Source organism: Arthrobacter sp. R3-55 (genome assembly GCF_054161505.1).
The window spans coordinates 601,339-616,756 of sequence record NZ_CP096423.1 but is presented as its reverse complement, the minus strand read 5'-3'; the positions used below and the strand labels follow the sequence as shown (position 1 = coordinate 616,756).

Sequence of the window (15,418 nt, the reverse complement as noted above, 5' to 3'; positions counted from 1 at the left end):
GCCTAGAGGTTCTCCCCTTGGCGCGGCCGCCATACAACTACCGCTTGGGACCTTGCCCGGGGACGCTGTCCGCGGGCAAGGCTCACGACGTCGCCCGCTGCTCCCGCGGCGAAGATCCTCGCGTCCAACGGTGAGCGGCGTCGGGACAGTTCCTCGGTCAACTCGGCCACCCGGTACTGGAGGGCAGCTACCTGGTTTTCGAGGTCGAGGATGCGTTTGATGCCCTCAAGGGAGACGCCGGACTGCGAGAGGCGCTGGACCTCCCGCAGTTTGTTGACGTCGTTCTGCGAGTAACGGCGGGACTTGCCGGGCGCACGACTAGGGGAAACGATGCCCAAGCGATCGTACTGGCGCAACGTCTGCGGATGCATGTCGGCAAGCTCCGCAGCCACGGAGATGACAAAGATCGGCTGGTTGACGTCGATTGCCATGACCGCCTCCTTACAACCGGGCCTTTGCGGCCAGGTCGTGACGCGGGTTGGCGTCAGTAGTGGCGGCGGCGAAGGCCTTCACGGCTTCCTCCGCTTCCTTGTTCAGGTTCTGCGGAACCGCGACGTCGATGGTCACTAGCAAGTCACCTGTCACTTTGGACGTCTTCACGCCACGGCCCTTGACCCGGAGGGTTCGGCCCGACGGCGTTCCTGCCGGGACGCGTACCTTGACGGTGTCGCCGTCGAGCGTTGGCACTTCGATGGTGGCGCCGAGCGCCGCTTCGGCGAACGTGACGGGCACGTGGATGCGGATGTTGTCGCCATCGCGGTGGAAGAAGTCATGCGGCTTCACACTAACGGTAATGATGAGGTCGCCGTTGCCGGCCGGGCCAACGTTGCCCTTGCCGCGTTGGCGGACTTTCTGACCGTCTTTGATACCGGCGGGAATCTTGACGTCGATCACGTTGCCGTTGCTTTCGCGCAAGCTGACCGTGGTCCCCTTGATGGATCCGGCAAACGAGATGGAGGTTGTGGCCGTACGGTCCGAGCCCTTCTGGGGGGCACGCTGGAAGCCGGTCTGGCCTGCACCGCCGAAGCCACCGCCAAAGAGGTCAGCGAATTCCGGAGGAATTCCGCCGCCGGCAGGCTGACGGGCACCGGGGCCACCGCCAAACAAGCCACCGAACAGGTCCTCGAACCCGCCGTTGGCTCCTGCACCACCGCGTCCGGCGCCGGCACCCGGAGCAAACCGGGCACCACCCATGGCGCGGATGGCATCGTACTGCTGGCGGTCCTCAGGGTTGGACAACACCGAGTATGCCTCGGAGATGTCCTTGAACTTCTTCTCCGCAGCAGCGTCACCCGAGTTGGTATCAGGGTGATGCTCGCGGGCTAGCTTGCGGTAAGCCTTCTTGATATCCGCGTCGGACGCGTCCTTGGCAATACCAAGGATCGCGTAAAAATCCTTTTCAACCCAGTCCTGGCTGGCCAAGAGCGTTTCCTTTCGTTGTATGTTGCGTTGCGCTCCGTGGATTATGGGCCCCCCGCCCCTACGCGTGGCTCCGGCAGGCCCGAAGCCACTCCCGGGGCCTATAATCCACTCCGCGCTGCGGTCAACTCACCTCAGGCGAGCTTACAGCGGGCGCGAAACCGGATATGGGGCGGCGGTGTAAAGGGCACCGCGGAGCGGGCACCGCCCCATTTCCCGTGTAGCGACAAGGTGAGACCTACGCCGGAACAGCCACGATCACTTGGGCTGCACGCAGGACACGCTCGCCGGAGCGGTATCCGGAGCGCAGCACCTGGCTGACCGTGTCAACCTCGATGTCTTCGCCGGGCTGCTGGATGAGTGCCTCGTGGATGGTGGGGTCGAATTCGACTCCGGTGTCCGCGATGCGTTCCAGTCCGTACGTCTTCAGCGCGTTCTCCAGCTTGGTGGCGATGGCGGCGAAGGGGCCGTCTTCGAGGTCACCGTGCTGGCGGGCGGCATCGACGTCGTCCAGCACCGGGAGCAGGGAGTTCAGGACGCCGATGACGGCCATCTCTCCTGCTACGGCGCGGTCGCGTTCGACGCGCTTGCGGTAGTTGACGTACTCAGCCTGAAGGCGGAGGAGGTCGTTGCGGAGCTCCGCTGCCTGGGCTTCAGCCGCGGCACCGGAGGCTACCGATTCCTCGGCCGGCACCTCAACCCCGTTGAGGATTTCCTCAGCCTGGGAGAGGGCGTCGCCGTCCGTGGGAGCGGCGTTGCCTTCGGTGGGAGCCGCAGCTTCGCTGTCAGGCTGACGCGCCTCACCGGTCTCCGGGTCAACCTTGCGGTTGTCCCGGATTACCGGCTTGCGCGGCTCGTTGCCTTCTGAGTGCTCTGCTTCGTTGCCGTGGTGAGGCATGGCTACTTCTTCGCTTCGTCTTCGTCGATGATTTCAGCGTCGACGATGTCCTCGTCAGCAGCAGTCTTCTCACCGGCAGGAGCACCTTCAGCACCGGCACCCGGAGCGTCAGCTGCAGCGGCCTGCGAGTAGATGGCTTCGCCGAGCTTGGTCTGGGAAGCCTGGAGCTTCTCGAACGCAGTCTTCACGGCGGCGTCGTCGGTTCCTTCCAGCGCGGACTTGAGGGCGTCGACGTCGGCCTTGACCTCGGTCTTGACTTCCTCCGGCAGCTTGTCGTCGTTGTCGGCGATCAGCTTGTCCACGGAGTAGGCGAGCTGCTCTGCGGAGTTACGGGTGTCCGTAGCTTCGCGGCGGGCCTTGTCCTCAGCAGCGTGCTCTTCGGCTTCACGGACCATGCGGTCGATGTCGTCCTTGGAGAGCGCCGTGCCACCGGTGATGGTCATGGACTGTTCCTTGCCGGTGCCCTTGTCCTTGGCGGAGACGTGGACGATGCCGTTGGCGTCTATGTCGAAGGTGACCTCGACCTGCGGAACGCCGCGGGGCGCCGGAGCGATACCGGTCAGTTCGAACGTGCCCAGCGGCTTGTTGTCGCGGGTGAATTCGCGCTCGCCCTGGAAGACCTGGATGGCCACGGACGGCTGGTTGTCGTCAGCGGTGGTGAAGGTCTCGGAGCGCTTGGTGGGGATAGCAGTGTTGCGCTCGATGAGGTGCGTCATGACGCCGCCCTTGGTTTCGATGCCGAGGGAGAGCGGGGTGACGTCGATGAGGAGGACGTCCTTGCGCTCACCCTTGAGGACACCGGCCTGGAGTGCTGCGCCAACTGCCACAACTTCATCCGGGTTGACGCCCTTGTTGGGCTCCTTGCCGCCGGCGAGTTCCTTGACGAGCTCGGAGACAGCAGGCATACGGGTGGAGCCACCGACGAGCACGATGTGGTCGATGTCCGAAACCTTGATGCCGGCTTCAGCGATGACGTCCTGGAACGGCTTCTTGGTGCGGTCCAGCAGGTCCTTGGTGAGGTCCTGGAACTTGGCGCGGGTCAGCTGCTCGTCCAGGTGGACCGGGCCGTCGGGGGTGACGGAGAGGTACTGGAGGGAGATGTTGGTGCTGGTGGAGGAGGACAGTTCCTTCTTGGCCTGCTCTGCAGCTTCACGGAGACGCTGGAGGGCGATCTTGTCCTTGGAGAGGTCGATGCCCTTGACCTTGAGCTGGTTCAGGAGCCACTCGACAACGCGGTTGTCCCAGTCGTCGCCACCGAGGCGGTTGTCACCGGCGGTTGCGCGGACCTGGATGGTGGAGAAGTTGTCTTCGTCCTTGCCAACCTCGAGGAGGGAGACGTCGAAGGTTCCGCCACCGAGGTCGAAGACCAGGATGAGTTCGTCTTCCTTCCCCTTGTCCAGGCCGTAGGCCAGTGCAGCCGCGGTGGGCTCGTTGACAATGCGGAGGACGTTGAGGCCTGCGATTTCACCGGCTTCCTTGGTGGACTGGCGCTCGGCGTCGTTGAAGTATGCCGGAACGGTGATCACAGCGTCGGTGACCTTTTCGCCCAAGTAGCTCTCGGCGTCGTTCTTAAGCTTCATGAGGATACGCGCGGAGATTTCCTGCGGCGTGTACTTCTTGTCATCGACGGCGACGTTCCAGTCGGTGCCCATGTGGCGCTTCACTGAAGCGATGGTGCGGTCGATGTTGTTGACGGCCTGGCGCTTGGCGATTTCGCCAACCAGGACTTCGCCGGACTTGGAGAACGCGACGACGGACGGCGTGGTGCGGCCGCCTTCTGCGTTGGCGATGACGGTGGGCTCGCCACCTTCGAGAACAGAGACCACGGAGTTGGTGGTTCCGAGGTCGATACCTACTGCACGTGACATATCTTGTTTCCTTTCAATGGCCGATGTTGGAGATTGCACCCTGGCAGCGGTCCGCTGGGCGGTCTACGTGCCGGAAGCCTGCTCAACAATCGGCTAGTTGAGCGTTCTGGACTCAACTGTACTCAGCCTCAGAAGGATGTCAATCCAAAGTTGAGTGAAGTACGCTCAACTTTGCTTTTCAGCTCCGGAAACATCCCGGAATCACGGGGCCGGAGGGCTGGTTTCGCCCACGGTGAACTGGCAGTTGCACTCGGGTTCAATTGCTCTACATGACTAGTGGAACGCAGGAAGGGCCCGGCCGTCTGCTGACTGCCGAGCCCTTCCTCTACGAGGTGCGTTTTAGGCGCTTAAAGCGTGAACCTCTTTGCCCGTGAAGTAACGCGAATGAGTCTTCTGGACTGTCTCCAAAGAGTCGCTATTCAGCGAGACGACTTCCCAGTCCTCGCTGGGGCGCAACTTCTCCAGACGCAGTCGCTCTAAGAGCGCTGCTTTATGACCATCGGCTCCAGGAAATGCTGTAACCAGCCGATCGCCGGTAAGGCGGTTGTACTCGATAACATAACCAGGCATGTCTCATTCCTTCCTAGTAAGCCGCATGGTATCAAACGAAGCTTTGAGATTCGCCAGTCCTTCCAGGACCACATTCTCCGTCTCGTCCATGTCTCTTTCCGCTTTGGTGAATTCTCTCAACTTGCTCTTGGACGGCTGTTCTTTGGCCTCTTCCAAGCTGCGAAGCGTGCGGACTTTGCTACGGCGCCGCTCAAGTGTGGAGAGGCCACTAGTGGAGATGTCTTGTAGATCAACGACGAACTTTTTCTCCCTATCGTCCGTGGGCAATTCATCATATCGAATCCCCCTGCCCAGCACGTCTGCTGCTGCTTCATAGGTGTTCGCCCATCGGCCTTGAAGGTGGGTTCTGATTTGGACTTCAACTCGTGCCGGGAGTTTTAGCCAGAGGTGAAGCGCGCGGTATCCACTATGCGGGCTGTCCCGCATGTCGCGACAGCACACCTGCAGATCGTGACCAAACAGACCAGCGATGGCATTCGCCACGCCATCCTGCTCATCAAGGGTCATTTCTGCTTCAAACCGCACGCCAGCTATGTCTTGCACGCTTTGCAAGGGCGTCGAGTGGTCGCGCTGAAGCTTCTCTCGCAGGGTATCGATGGTCTTGGGGCGGGAGGTAACCTCCGGTACGCGCTCACCAAGTAACGGAGTCCAATCCAACGCTTTGATCTTTGATTGCGTGTCGGCAGCTACGTCGTTGTAGTACACCATCACGGCATCGTAGGTGGGGAGTGATTCGGGAATTGGCCTGGAGTCCCTGATGCAGATGCCCAGTTTACGCAACTGATTGGTGGTCCAAGGTAAGTCCGGCATGCTGTGATCTTATGTGATTCGTTGGCCATCGACCGCCCGTGAACTGCAAGTACCAGCGGAAAGTTGCACGTAACGACAGAGCACCCCTACATTTCGCCCCTTGTACCCCTGAACGACCTCGTGGTAGACGGCAGCACTCAAGAAGATACGCGGCGAAGCCTAGAAACCCCCGCGTCCGCGGCAGCGTCCAACGGCTCCGGTTTGTATACCCACGCCACCAGCACCACGGAAATGATCATGAGCAGGAACCACGCCAACAGCTTGTCGATGGAGACGGCCTGCCAACCCTCCAACTGATTGGGATAGAGCCACGCGCGCGACCACGTGCCGATGTTCTCGGCGAACCATATGAACAGCGCCACCAGCAGGAATGACACCAGGATCGGCATGCGGAAGCGACGCCGGAACACCCGGAAGTGCATCACGCACCGCCCATAGACAAGCACGACGGCGGCCAGCAGCACCCAGCGGAGATCGAAGATGTAGTGGTGCGAGAAGAAGTTCACGTAGATCGCGCCCGCCACCAGGGCCGTGATCCACCGGCGCGGGTATCGGTCGAAGCGGAGGTCGAACAGCCGGAAAACCCGCACCATGTAGGAGCCCACGGCCGCGTACATAAAGCCGCTGAACAGCGGGACCGCGCCGATCCGCAGGACGCCCTCGGCCTCGTAGGCCCAGGATCCGACGTCCGTCTTGAACAGCTCCATCACCGTCCCCACCACATGGAACAGGAGGATCACCCGCAGTTCCCGCAGGGTTTCCAGCTTGAAGGCGATCATCAGCACTTGAATCACGACGGCGGCAAGGGTCAGGAAATCGTTCCGGGCGAGGCCGGCGTTGTCCGGATACCAGAGCCGGGCCGCGATGATCACTGCGAGCAACGCTGCCCCGAACACGCAAGCCCATGCCTGCTTCAGCCCGAAGACCACGAACTCCGTGAGCCGCTCACGCAGCCTGCCACCGCGGGCGCGGTCCAAGTAGCGGTGAGCGGCGTCGTCGATTGACTGCTCAATTGAGGTGAAGTTACGCATGCGGCATCACGGCTTCCCCATCGAGCCGGCCCAGATAGTAATCCCGCGGCCAGTGCCGAAGCCGTTGCGGGAGCCGAGGATAAACACGGCCCAGGACCCGCATGGTCCGTTCGAACCGCCGGGCATGCCCCGCGCCCCATTCGAAACCGAATCCGTTACGCACGTGCTCCGGCAACAGGCCGGCAGTGAGGAAGCGCGCCAGCGGCATGGCCAGGCGCAGGAGCCGCGGTCCCGCTGCCGGATAAAGGAGCTCCCGGGCGACCCTTAGCGCCTGGTCGTCCGGCCGGAGTCCGCGCACGCGAGCATCCCAATATGCGGCGAACGCAGCACGATCAGCGGGCCACATATCCGGCGGAAGCTGCAGGGCTGTCCCTATCCGCGCGTACTCGCGGTAAATACGGTCGGCGGCGTCGTCGTCGAGCGTTCCATGGATCTGCTCGTAGACGGTGACGGCGGTGTCGTAGAGGGTGGCCACCACCCACAGCTGGGATTCGGCGTCGAAGGCGTTGTAGCCCGTGGAGCCGCCGTCCGGTCTGCGGCGAACCGGCGCGTGGGCGCGGTTGACGGCGCGGCGCACGGCCTTTAGCTGCTCTTCGGAGCCGTAAACCACCGCATAGACGTAGGTCATGGTGGCCCGAAGCCGATCCATGGGACGCTCCGCGAAATTGCTGTGCTCGGCTACGCCGTGGCCCACCCTGGGGTCTGCGATTTGCAGCAGAATGGCGCGGCCGGCGCCTGCGAGCAGGACGCCCTCCGCACCAATATCTGCCAGCCCTCGAACCATCTGAATACTGTAGCTCCCTAGCCTTGGAGCCCGGCCACGCCTTGAAGCACGCTCAGTTGATGGCAAAAAAGTTCGTCGCGGGCGGTGAAAGTATCCGGACCGTATTGCCCAAACACCTCGAAACTGACCGCCCCAAACAGGGACGTCCACACCAGGACGCCCCGCGCCAACGACGCGTCAGGGGCCGCGAGGTTCAGTTCAGTCCGAATGGCCGTCAGGTCTTTTGCCAGCTTTGGGGGAATCACGACGGCGGGACTCACCTCTGCGTTCAGCACACCTGCACGGTAGGCGGCGTCAAAGATACTGACGAGGCGAACGATGACTCGGGTACCAGGAATGGTGGTGCGCTCACCCGGCGCTTGATACCCGGGGACGGGGCTGCCGAACAACAGGGAGTAGCTGGCGGGTTCACGGATGGCCCAGGCGCGGACCGCTTTTGCGAGCGCCGCGAACTGTCCGGCGAAGTCATCTCCGGGTACAGCGTTCACTGCAGCATCCACTTCGTCGCCGAGTTGGTTGTAGCCGTCTATCAGCAGGAGCGTGAGGAGTTCGTCGCGGCTTTCCACATAGCGGTACACGGCAGAGGACACGACGCCGAGATCCCTCGCGACTGCGCGAAGGGACAGGGCGGCTGCGCCGTGGACCGCCAGGTGTTCCCGGCCGAGCCGGATGATGTCTGCAATGGTCTGAGCGCGAGCCCGTTCGCGGGGAGTCCGGGGCTTGACCTCGGCCTTGGCAGTTGCTGGTTCGGCTGACGTCATGACCACATCCTGCCACAACAGAGAGCGCTGTCAGCAAACGAGAGCACCGCTCTTGACAGTTCCAATTGCAGGGCCCATGCTGAATGAGAGAGCACTGCTCTCCCTTTAGATCTCCCGACACCCACCCGAAAGAAGGACCCCCATGTACGTCGTCACAGGAGCAGGACCGGTTGGTTACAGTGTTGCGGAGCAATTGGCAGAGCTGGGTCACCGCGTCCGGGTATTGACCCGCTCCGGGACCGGACCGGAGCATCCCCTCGTTGAACGCATCAGAGCCGACGTCTCGGATCCATCCCAGCTGGGCCCTTCCGTGCAGGGTGCCATCGCCGTCTTCCACTGCATCCACGGATCCGCCTACCGGGCATCAGCGTGGGCCGCCGAACTCCCCCAAGCCGAGCAGGTGGTGATGGACGCCGCGGCGGATGCGGGCGCCGTCGTCGTCTTCCCTGAAAGTCTCTACTCGTACAGCGAGCCGGAACTGGTCATGACGGAATCGAGTCCACGGGAAGCCTCCGGCGGCAAGCGCGGCATCCGGGTCCAGCTGCTGAAAGCACGGGAGCTGCACGCTGCCAATACGGTGAGCGTCATAGCCGGCGACTTCTTTGGACCACGGGTAAAAATGGCCCATGCCGGCGAACGAATGGTTCCCCTTGTCCTGGCGGGCAAAGCAATCCAGGTCATCGGAAGCGCAGATCAACCGCACTCCTTCACGTATGTTCCGGACCTCGCCGCGGCCATGATCGCTGCGGCGCAGAAGCCCGAGCTGTGGAACAGCGTGCTGCACGCACCAACCGGCCGGGCAATGACCCAGCGTGAAGTGGCTGCCGCCTACGCCGAGGCTGCCGGGGTGTCCGTACCAAAGGTCAGTGCCGTGCCCGGTTGGGTACTGCGGGCTGCCGGCGTCTTCTCCACTGACATGCGTGAGCTGGCGGAGATGCTCTACCAGTTCGAGCGCCCTTTTGTGATGGACTCGACCGCCAGCCAGCGGAGGCTCGGGCTTGAACCCACTCCCCTGCCCGAGGCAGCAGCGGTCACCGTGGCGTGGTGGCGAGGCGCTGCACGGCTGGCCACGTGAGAGCCTAGGAGCGGTGACAGTGAACAGTTGGGACCTTGGCCACACAAGAAACTTGCGCTCACGTCATCTCCGCCGCGGAGGAGCTGGCTGTTCCCCCATTTGTTTCAGTGGAACGTTGAAATGGTGAGACACGCGACCATGAAAATTCGAGAAAGGGATCCCTGAAGAAGTTTCTCATTGGAAAATTGAAGCTGGTTCCTCTAAAGTTGTTTCCGGTAGCGGGTTCCATTGCGGATTGCGCGCCATTTCCGAAGCCCGCGCTCTGCGCGGGCTTTCGTGTTCTCCGGCGGAGCAGCTATAGCATCGAGAAATGCTCATCGCTTATCTGGACGAGTTCGGCCACATCGGTCCGTACATCTCGGATTCCCACACGAAGTTCAACACTCATCCGGTCTTCGGTTACGCCGGCTTTGTTATGCCAGCCGAGAACGTCCGTGAGTTCGGGGGCTACTTCGAGTACATCAAGGAGAACCTTCTCCGCTTCGAGATCGAAAGAGACGGCGCGCACCCGCGACGTTGGGAGAAAAAGGGCGCCTCTTTGTTCACGACTAAGAACATCGAGCAGTACCCGGAACTGATCAGAGCATTCAAGCGCCTGATGCGAAAACTCGACAAGCTCGGCGGCAAGGTCATCTTCTACGGCCAGGTAAAGCCGCTGGGCAGCGCCAAGGAAACCGGCGAAAGCGCCGCAGACCGCACCGCCCACGCCCTACGTCAAACCCTTCGGAGGCTGAGTTGGCATGCCGGTCGTCTGGACAGGGACATCATGATCGTTCTGGACAGCGTTGACGATAAGCCCCGCCTCGAAGCTGTCTCTGTGATGGCCAGTTTCATTTACTCCAACAGCAAAACCGATCTGCGACGAGTGGTTGAGGCGCCGATGCAGGTCGAGAGCCATCTCTACGCAACGATCCAGTTCGCTGACTGGCTTTGCGCTCTCCTCGGCCGCGCTGCTCACCACCAGTTCGTGGAAAACTCCCAATTCGCGTGGGCTCCAGCAAACTTCTCGTCCGTGATAGCCAGCTCGGTCTGTTCAGAAGAGTCAAAGATCCTCGTCCCCCAGAACCCGACGAAAAGCGTCCACTCCAAACACCTCTTCAGCGCACAGACCTGGATGGAACGTACGAAACCAAACCCATCGGCGCGGGTAACACCGGTGCCAGGTCCGCGCCCGATCTTTCAACGACTTGAGACCAACAACCCCGAGCTGGTCAAACTCCGCGATAAACTCGCCGGCGACTAAACACTTCTGCGGACAGAGAGGTAACACATGCGAGTCGAGTACGTCGGGAAGAGCGTTGCAGACCTACATGTGAACCTCAGGAGTGGACCTTCGATCCAGTGCGGTTTTACCTACGGTCTGCGGTTCCGCAAACATACCCCTGACGACCTCTTCAAGGAGGGCGTTACCTCCATCAATATCGCACTAGAGGATACCGCCGACATCCTTGTGTTGGATCCGCATATAGACGACGATCCATACGAGCTCATCGTCGTTGTGGTCAACCAAAGGTGTCTGCAAAATCAGCGACTTTACCAATGGCTTAAGAACGCTTTGACCTCAGATCCAGACGCTCCCTCAACTGCTCTGGTGTTTGTTCCGGAGGACCAACCCGGCGGAACGGGGTTCGCTCACACTCTTGGGAAGAGGCTGAATCGAAACCAAGTGGACGCGGAAGCGTGCTCTTACTACCCGGCGCTCATATAATGAAGTTCGTGATGGACTTCTCTGCCTGCCAGCGACTTCTAGGCCTGGGTTATAGGCCGTCGTCGTAATTCCAGTGCTCCTGGCAGCGCCAATCGACAGGTTCGCTCAGCCGCTGGTAGCGGATGTCTGTCGACAGGCGCATGGTGCCGTGGCTGTCTATGTTGTCCAAAGCGGCATGGACATTATGCACTGAGTGGACCCACGACATTACCCACCTCGTTGTCGGTGACGGGACTCGCGCTCGTTCGCCAGCCCCGGAAGATCTGCGGTGATTGAAGCGGCGGGCAGCTTCAGGGTTCCCTCACGTTTCTGGGCCATCACCCGGTGATGGCTGCTCGCGGAGATAGGCAAAATCCTAATGAGTTTGCGTGGCCGTATCGATGGCGCCTTCGCCCGGTTTGGTGGGGCGGATGATCTTCCGGCGGTGCATATGGACATCATCCCAGAGGAACCATGCGAACCAATCGGCAATCCCTTCGGCGGTGCACAGCCCCTGGTATTCCGGCCCTGCCACGATGTGGTCGAAGAGGCCCCGGCGCAACGCAGCACGGTGCATATCACCCGGCGCTGCAATGCCATCACGCGGATCCGTGCCGGCCGAGTACACATTGGCGTCGGCCAAGGACTCGAAGTAGAACTCCCGGAAATCCAGCAGTTGGCCCGGTTCCAACTGCCCCTTCAAGTAGAGGTGGCCGTCCCGGCGGAGCCTTGCCCACAGCGCGTCACGATCCCTGCGTTCGGAGGGGTTACCGGTTCAGCTCGCCGAGGCGGGTCTCCAATTCGTTGGAACATAGCCATGCGAAGTCAACATGTAGTCCACTGTGGCCGCGGAAGCCAGTGAAGTGAATGGACTCCGATTTGCTGCTACCGCCTGAACTTCGGCACCGCAGTCCAGACTGCGACGGGCTTGGGGCTGAAGGAGCTGCTGATCCAGCTCCCAATGACGCGTGTCCAATCGCTCCTGGCGGACACTGACCTGCCGGTCCAATGCGTCGCCACGCTCACCGGATACGACGATCCGCGATCCTCACCGGCAAAGGCCGCACTGACCTCCATGCAGCCAATGTCTGAAAATGTTCGAATCATGGATTCCGCGGTCTCCAGCTGAAACCCTGAGGGAAGTGCACGTGGACGTATCCGGATCGTCCTCAAAAGCACCATAGCCACCCCCACGGGACACTCAATGAGGAGATCTTCCATGCCCACCTTTGCCATCAATCGCCGTCAATTGCTGCAGACCGGGGGCATCGGCGGACTCGCCGTAGCACTGTCGGCAATGTCCACCGGCGCAGCCCACGCCGCCCGGCCGCTGAACACCTCGGCTCCGCTGATCACGGACCTGGGACCCGCCGTCGTGCAGTTTTCCCTGATGAGCTCGCTACTGGTGGGCGACACCGTCTACATCGGCTCGCGCAATCTGAATCCTGTGCGGATCATAGGATTCCATCTGCCCACCCGCAAGGTGACCTCCCGCACCGATCTCGGTTCCGGTTACAGCATCCAGGCGCTGGCCACTGACTCCACCGGCCGCTATCTGTACGCGGGAGTACTGCGCGATGGCGTGGATGGGAAACCAAACCTCTACCGCTGGGATCTGACCACACCCAACGCTCCGGCAGTGGGCGTGGGCGAAACCGGGGACCGCGACATCAGGGCGCTGGCGGTTGCTCCCGATGGCAAGGTTTACGCGGCCGGTGGCGGTCAAACCACCAACGCACCTTCCCTCTGGGAATACGATCCCGGCACTAATGCCATGACCAGCTGGGGCGTGCCCGATCCCGGGGCGACCATTGCCCAGGCTGTGGCAGCCACTGCCAGTCACGTGTATTTCGGCACGGGCAGCACCTTGGGCGGGGGCAACGGCTCCAGTCCCGCGCGTCTGTTTGCGTTCGATCGGACAACGAAGACGTCCACAAACATCCTCCCGGCCGAGGTAGCCACCGGCGTCTCGGTGACATCTCTCAGCGTCCTGAACGGCCAGCTCGGAGTGGGCGTCAAGGGACCCGGAAAATCCGTGCTGATCAACCTGGCAGATCACAGCAAGTACGCGCTCATCGCCAAGACCGGCGTGATGTTCCGGCAGTTGGGCAATGACGTGTTCTTCGCCAAGGAGCCGGGAGTCTGGTCCTACAACATGGTCACCAAGAGGATCACCCAGATCCTCACCGAGGATGTTGGCGCCATGTGGGGCTTGGACGTCTACGGCACCAAGGCGCTCACGGTCTCTTCCTACGACGTCATTGAAGTCGATCCTGTGGCGAAAACCGCCGTCAAGCATGACCTGACCGAAGCCGGCGCACCTGGCGGACCTCAGTCGTGCATGGGCTTGGCGGCAGGAGCCGGGAGCGTTTACGTGGGTGGCACCGGAACCATCGCGCGCCACCAACCGACCGCAAGCCAGGTGTCCTACCTCCGGGCAACCGGCGAGGCGAAGGACGCCGTGATTGTGGGCGGAGTTTTGTACACCGGTCAGTACAACTCCCGCGGAATTTACGCCTACGACCCCAACACCGGGCAGCTCCCCTACCAAGTGGCGGCACTTCCACCCGGGCAAAACCGGCCCCTGGACGTCTGCTGGGACGCCGTCAACGGGCTGGTCATTGCCGGGGCGCAGAACGATACCGCCGGTGGCGGGTGCTTCGCCGCGTACAACCCGGTCACGACTCAGGTCACCTCCAAGGTCAACCCCATCGATAATCTCCAGATGGTCCGGGCCGTGGCCACCAAGGATGGAGTGGCTTATCTCGGCGGGGACAATATCTACGCCACAGGTCCCCGGAGCACCGTGGTGGCCTGGGATCCAGTAGCGAACCAGGAGTTGTGGCGCCTTGATCCCGGCCAACCCCAAGGGATCGCAGCAATGGCCATCCACGGCAAGTTCCTTTACGGGATGTCGCGCAAGGCGGCGGGCTTGTTCGTCATTGACCTGGACACCCGGCAAGTGGTCCACCGCGGTGACCTGAGCACCGTGTGCACGGACTTCGGCGCGCTCCAGGTCAGCCGCGGAATCGTCTACGGCGTTTCGGACACCACGGTCTTCCGCGTTGATCCAGTGACATTCGCGGTGTCCGTTGTTGTGGCAGACATCAACGGCGGCTGGTACAGCGGACCCCACATCACAGCCGATGAGGACGGCCTGCTGTACACACTTCGTGGCCCCAACCTCGTCCGGATTGACGATCAGCAGGCGATGCAGACCATCCGGCGCTAAGCCAACCAAAGTAAGTAGCAGTAGATGCCGTTCAGAGCCCTCTAAACGGCATCTACTGCTACCCAGTTGGGGTGGCGGTAAATAGTCCCGCAAGAACTGAGCACGCAGCACCTCGGGCCAGCGCTACCGGATCTGCAACGGATGCATCAAACAATGGAGGCGGAGTATTCGCGTGGTCGTATTGGCGCACAAACGAGTGCTTGGTCTGCTCGGCAAAGGTCCCCAGATCGGCTTCGGGCGCAAAACCCACCACCACCTGCTCGGGCCCGAGCACCTTGGCCGCGTTCGCCATGCCGATTCCCAAATGCAAGGCGGCGTCGGCAATCAGTGCGGAGTCGGCGTCGGGGTCCAGTTCCCGGTCCTGACCGCTTCGCTCCAACTCCCGTTGCATGCCCCACAGGCTGCCGCGGGTTTCAAAACAGTCCTCGGCACCGCAGTGGCACGGTCTGGCCGGCCCGGGTCCGGTGATGGCACGCGAATGGGCGAAGCCACCCGCGGCACCGTTGAAGCCCCGCTGGATGCGGCCTTCAACCACGACGGCGGCACCCAAGCTGGTGCCGACGCTGAAAATCAGCATTTCCCGGCCTTTGAAAACGTCGTCGAACAGCAGCCCGCGCGTGTAGGCGTTGACGTAACTATCAATGATGACGGGGTGTTTGGCTGCTTCTTCGAGGAGCGATTGGAACGCAATGTCAGCCCAGCTCATCGCCCCGCTGTGCCGCACCAGGCCACTTGCTTGGTCCACCACTCCGGAGACGGCCGCCCCCACACCAATGAGCCTGGGCTCCCGGGAGCCTGCAGCAACGCGCACAGCCCTCGCCGCGGCTGCCGCGGCTTCGGCAGGTTCCGTAGATGCCAACGGCTCGCTGTGCGTGGCCGCCACGTCTCCGCGCAAATCGACGACGACGGCGTGCGCTTCCGTAGCGGACAACCTCACACCCGCGGCGAAAACGCCTTCGCGGCCAAGTTCGAGCAGGCGGGCTGGTCTGCCCCCCGTGCTGGGCGCGATCTCGGATTCCACCAGAAGGCCCGAGTTGATGAGCTTGCCCGTAATTCCGGTGACACTGGCAGCGCTCAAGCCGGTCTGGACAGTGATGGCTGCCCGGGAAACAGGCGATTGGGTGCGCACGACATCGAGCACAAGGGCTTCGTTGATCTCCCGGATCAGGGCCTTGCTGCCTGCGCGTGGCTTCATTGCTGGTGGCTCCTGTTGTTGCGCCGCATGGGATCCCACCCATTCTGGCATCCGTAGGGCGGTTGCTTTCACACTCTCCATGATACTT

At 62.0% G+C, this 15,418-nt stretch carries 17 protein-coding genes; 5 read left to right on the top strand and 12 right to left on the bottom strand.

All coding sequences use genetic code 11. The features are described 5' to 3' along the window. Positions 1–2 precede the first annotated feature (2 nt). From M1D51_RS02985 to M1D51_RS02945, 9 genes are all read right to left on the bottom strand, one after another. Complete coding sequence (locus tag M1D51_RS02985) at positions 3–431, bottom strand: heat shock protein transcriptional repressor HspR (protein WP_091470032.1); 429 nt, start codon at positions 429–431, stop codon at positions 3–5. A gap of 10 nt (positions 432–441) precedes the next feature. Further along, complete coding sequence (locus tag M1D51_RS02980; RefSeq protein ID WP_172323962.1) at positions 442–1,422, bottom strand: DnaJ C-terminal domain-containing protein; 981 nt, start codon at positions 1,420–1,422, stop codon at positions 442–444. A gap of 235 nt (positions 1,423–1,657) precedes the next feature. Then, positions 1,658–2,317: a nucleotide exchange factor GrpE gene (locus M1D51_RS02975; RefSeq protein WP_172323961.1), complete on the bottom strand. Its 660-nt coding sequence runs from the start codon at positions 2,315–2,317 to the stop codon at positions 1,658–1,660. A 2-nt stretch (positions 2,318–2,319) separates the two neighbouring features. After that, positions 2,320–4,185 carry a molecular chaperone DnaK gene (gene dnaK, locus M1D51_RS02970; RefSeq protein ID WP_458108475.1) on the bottom strand — a complete coding sequence of 622 codons (1,866 nt, stop codon included), beginning with the start codon at positions 4,183–4,185 and terminating at the stop codon, positions 2,320–2,322. A gap of 339 nt (positions 4,186–4,524) precedes the next feature. After that, positions 4,525–4,755: a hypothetical protein gene (locus M1D51_RS02965; RefSeq protein WP_026543423.1), complete on the bottom strand. Its 231-nt coding sequence runs from the start codon at positions 4,753–4,755 to the stop codon at positions 4,525–4,527. A 3-nt stretch (positions 4,756–4,758) separates the two neighbouring features. Then, the gene (locus M1D51_RS02960; protein ID WP_458108474.1) at positions 4,759–5,565 is read right to left on the bottom strand and encodes a hypothetical protein; all 807 of its coding nucleotides are present in this window, start codon (positions 5,563–5,565) and stop codon (positions 4,759–4,761) included. A 137-nt stretch (positions 5,566–5,702) separates the two neighbouring features. After that, positions 5,703–6,596: a DUF817 domain-containing protein gene (locus tag M1D51_RS02955; RefSeq protein ID WP_458108473.1), complete on the bottom strand. Its 894-nt coding sequence runs from the start codon at positions 6,594–6,596 to the stop codon at positions 5,703–5,705. Next, complete coding sequence (locus M1D51_RS02950) at positions 6,589–7,380, bottom strand: oxygenase MpaB family protein (RefSeq protein WP_458108472.1); 792 nt, start codon at positions 7,378–7,380, stop codon at positions 6,589–6,591. Before M1D51_RS02950 ends, M1D51_RS02955 begins: the two co-directional genes overlap by 8 nt. Before the next feature lie 17 nt (positions 7,381–7,397). Beyond that, positions 7,398–8,141 carry a TetR/AcrR family transcriptional regulator gene (locus M1D51_RS02945; protein ID WP_458108471.1) on the bottom strand — a complete coding sequence of 248 codons (744 nt, stop codon included), beginning with the start codon at positions 8,139–8,141 and terminating at the stop codon, positions 7,398–7,400. Positions 8,142–8,283: 142 nt separating this feature from the next. Here M1D51_RS02945 and M1D51_RS02940 point away from each other — a divergent pair, with 142 nt between their 5' ends. The 3 genes from M1D51_RS02940 (at position 8,284) to M1D51_RS02930 (ending at position 10,924) form a co-directional block, all read left to right on the top strand. Continuing rightward, positions 8,284–9,216 (top strand): NAD-dependent epimerase/dehydratase family protein, encoded by a 933-nt coding sequence (locus tag M1D51_RS02940; RefSeq protein WP_458108470.1) that lies wholly within the window; start codon positions 8,284–8,286, stop codon positions 9,214–9,216. A gap of 310 nt (positions 9,217–9,526) precedes the next feature. Continuing rightward, positions 9,527–10,459, top strand: a complete 933-nt coding sequence (locus tag M1D51_RS02935) for a DUF3800 domain-containing protein (protein ID WP_458108469.1) — start codon at positions 9,527–9,529, stop codon at positions 10,457–10,459. A gap of 27 nt (positions 10,460–10,486) precedes the next feature. Continuing rightward, positions 10,487–10,924 (top strand): hypothetical protein, encoded by a 438-nt coding sequence (locus M1D51_RS02930; RefSeq protein ID WP_458108468.1) that lies wholly within the window; start codon positions 10,487–10,489, stop codon positions 10,922–10,924. A 49-nt stretch (positions 10,925–10,973) separates the two neighbouring features. Here the strand turns inward: M1D51_RS02930 and M1D51_RS02925 are convergent, their stop codons facing one another. After that, positions 10,974–11,132, bottom strand: coding sequence for a hypothetical protein (locus M1D51_RS02925; RefSeq protein ID WP_458108467.1), 159 nt, complete (start codon positions 11,130–11,132; stop codon positions 10,974–10,976). 147 nt (positions 11,133–11,279) lie between these two features. Further along, positions 11,280–11,594 carry a hypothetical protein gene (locus M1D51_RS02920; RefSeq protein WP_458108466.1) on the bottom strand — a complete coding sequence of 105 codons (315 nt, stop codon included), beginning with the start codon at positions 11,592–11,594 and terminating at the stop codon, positions 11,280–11,282. Positions 11,595–11,864: 270 nt separating this feature from the next. Between M1D51_RS02920 and M1D51_RS02915 the strand changes: the two genes are divergently transcribed. Next, a complete protein-coding gene (locus M1D51_RS02915) occupies positions 11,865–12,032 on the top strand; it encodes a hypothetical protein (protein WP_458108465.1) in 168 nt (55 codons plus the stop codon). 90 nt (positions 12,033–12,122) lie between these two features. Further along, a complete protein-coding gene (locus M1D51_RS02910) occupies positions 12,123–14,135 on the top strand; it encodes a hypothetical protein (protein WP_458108464.1) in 2,013 nt (670 codons plus the stop codon). Between the two features lie 58 nt (positions 14,136–14,193). Here the strand turns inward: M1D51_RS02910 and M1D51_RS02905 are convergent, their stop codons facing one another. Further along, the gene (locus M1D51_RS02905) at positions 14,194–15,330 is read right to left on the bottom strand and encodes an ROK family protein (protein WP_458108463.1); all 1,137 of its coding nucleotides are present in this window, start codon (positions 15,328–15,330) and stop codon (positions 14,194–14,196) included. Positions 15,331–15,418 lie beyond the last annotated feature (88 nt).

Excerpts from the sequence above, each read along its gene's own strand:
- M1D51_RS02985 (WP_091470032.1), bottom strand. The coding sequence starts at position 431 with ATGGCAATCGACGTCAACCAGCCGATCTTTGTCATCTCCGTGGCTGCG.
- M1D51_RS02975 (WP_172323961.1), bottom strand. The coding sequence starts at position 2,317 with ATGCCTCACCACGGCAACGAAGCAGAGCACTCAGAAGGCAACGAGCCG.
- dnaK (WP_458108475.1), bottom strand. The coding sequence starts at position 4,185 with ATGTCACGTGCAGTAGGTATCGACCTCGGAACCACCAACTCCGTGGTC.
- M1D51_RS02965 (WP_026543423.1), bottom strand. The coding sequence starts at position 4,755 with ATGCCTGGTTATGTTATCGAGTACAACCGCCTTACCGGCGATCGGCTG.
- M1D51_RS02960 (WP_458108474.1), bottom strand. The coding sequence starts at position 5,565 with ATGCCGGACTTACCTTGGACCACCAATCAGTTGCGTAAACTGGGCATC.
- M1D51_RS02955 (WP_458108473.1), bottom strand. The coding sequence starts at position 6,596 with ATGCGTAACTTCACCTCAATTGAGCAGTCAATCGACGACGCCGCTCAC.
- M1D51_RS02950 (WP_458108472.1), bottom strand. The coding sequence starts at position 7,380 with ATGGTTCGAGGGCTGGCAGATATTGGTGCGGAGGGCGTCCTGCTCGCA.
- M1D51_RS02945 (WP_458108471.1), bottom strand. The coding sequence starts at position 8,141 with ATGACGTCAGCCGAACCAGCAACTGCCAAGGCCGAGGTCAAGCCCCGG.
- M1D51_RS02940 (WP_458108470.1), top strand. The coding sequence starts at position 8,284 with ATGTACGTCGTCACAGGAGCAGGACCGGTTGGTTACAGTGTTGCGGAG.
- M1D51_RS02935 (WP_458108469.1), top strand. The coding sequence starts at position 9,527 with ATGCTCATCGCTTATCTGGACGAGTTCGGCCACATCGGTCCGTACATC.
- M1D51_RS02930 (WP_458108468.1), top strand. The coding sequence starts at position 10,487 with ATGCGAGTCGAGTACGTCGGGAAGAGCGTTGCAGACCTACATGTGAAC.
- M1D51_RS02925 (WP_458108467.1), bottom strand. The coding sequence starts at position 11,132 with ATGTCGTGGGTCCACTCAGTGCATAATGTCCATGCCGCTTTGGACAAC.
- M1D51_RS02915 (WP_458108465.1), top strand. The coding sequence starts at position 11,865 with ATGACGCGTGTCCAATCGCTCCTGGCGGACACTGACCTGCCGGTCCAA.
- M1D51_RS02910 (WP_458108464.1), top strand. The coding sequence starts at position 12,123 with ATGCCCACCTTTGCCATCAATCGCCGTCAATTGCTGCAGACCGGGGGC.
- M1D51_RS02905 (WP_458108463.1), bottom strand. The coding sequence starts at position 15,330 with ATGAAGCCACGCGCAGGCAGCAAGGCCCTGATCCGGGAGATCAACGAA.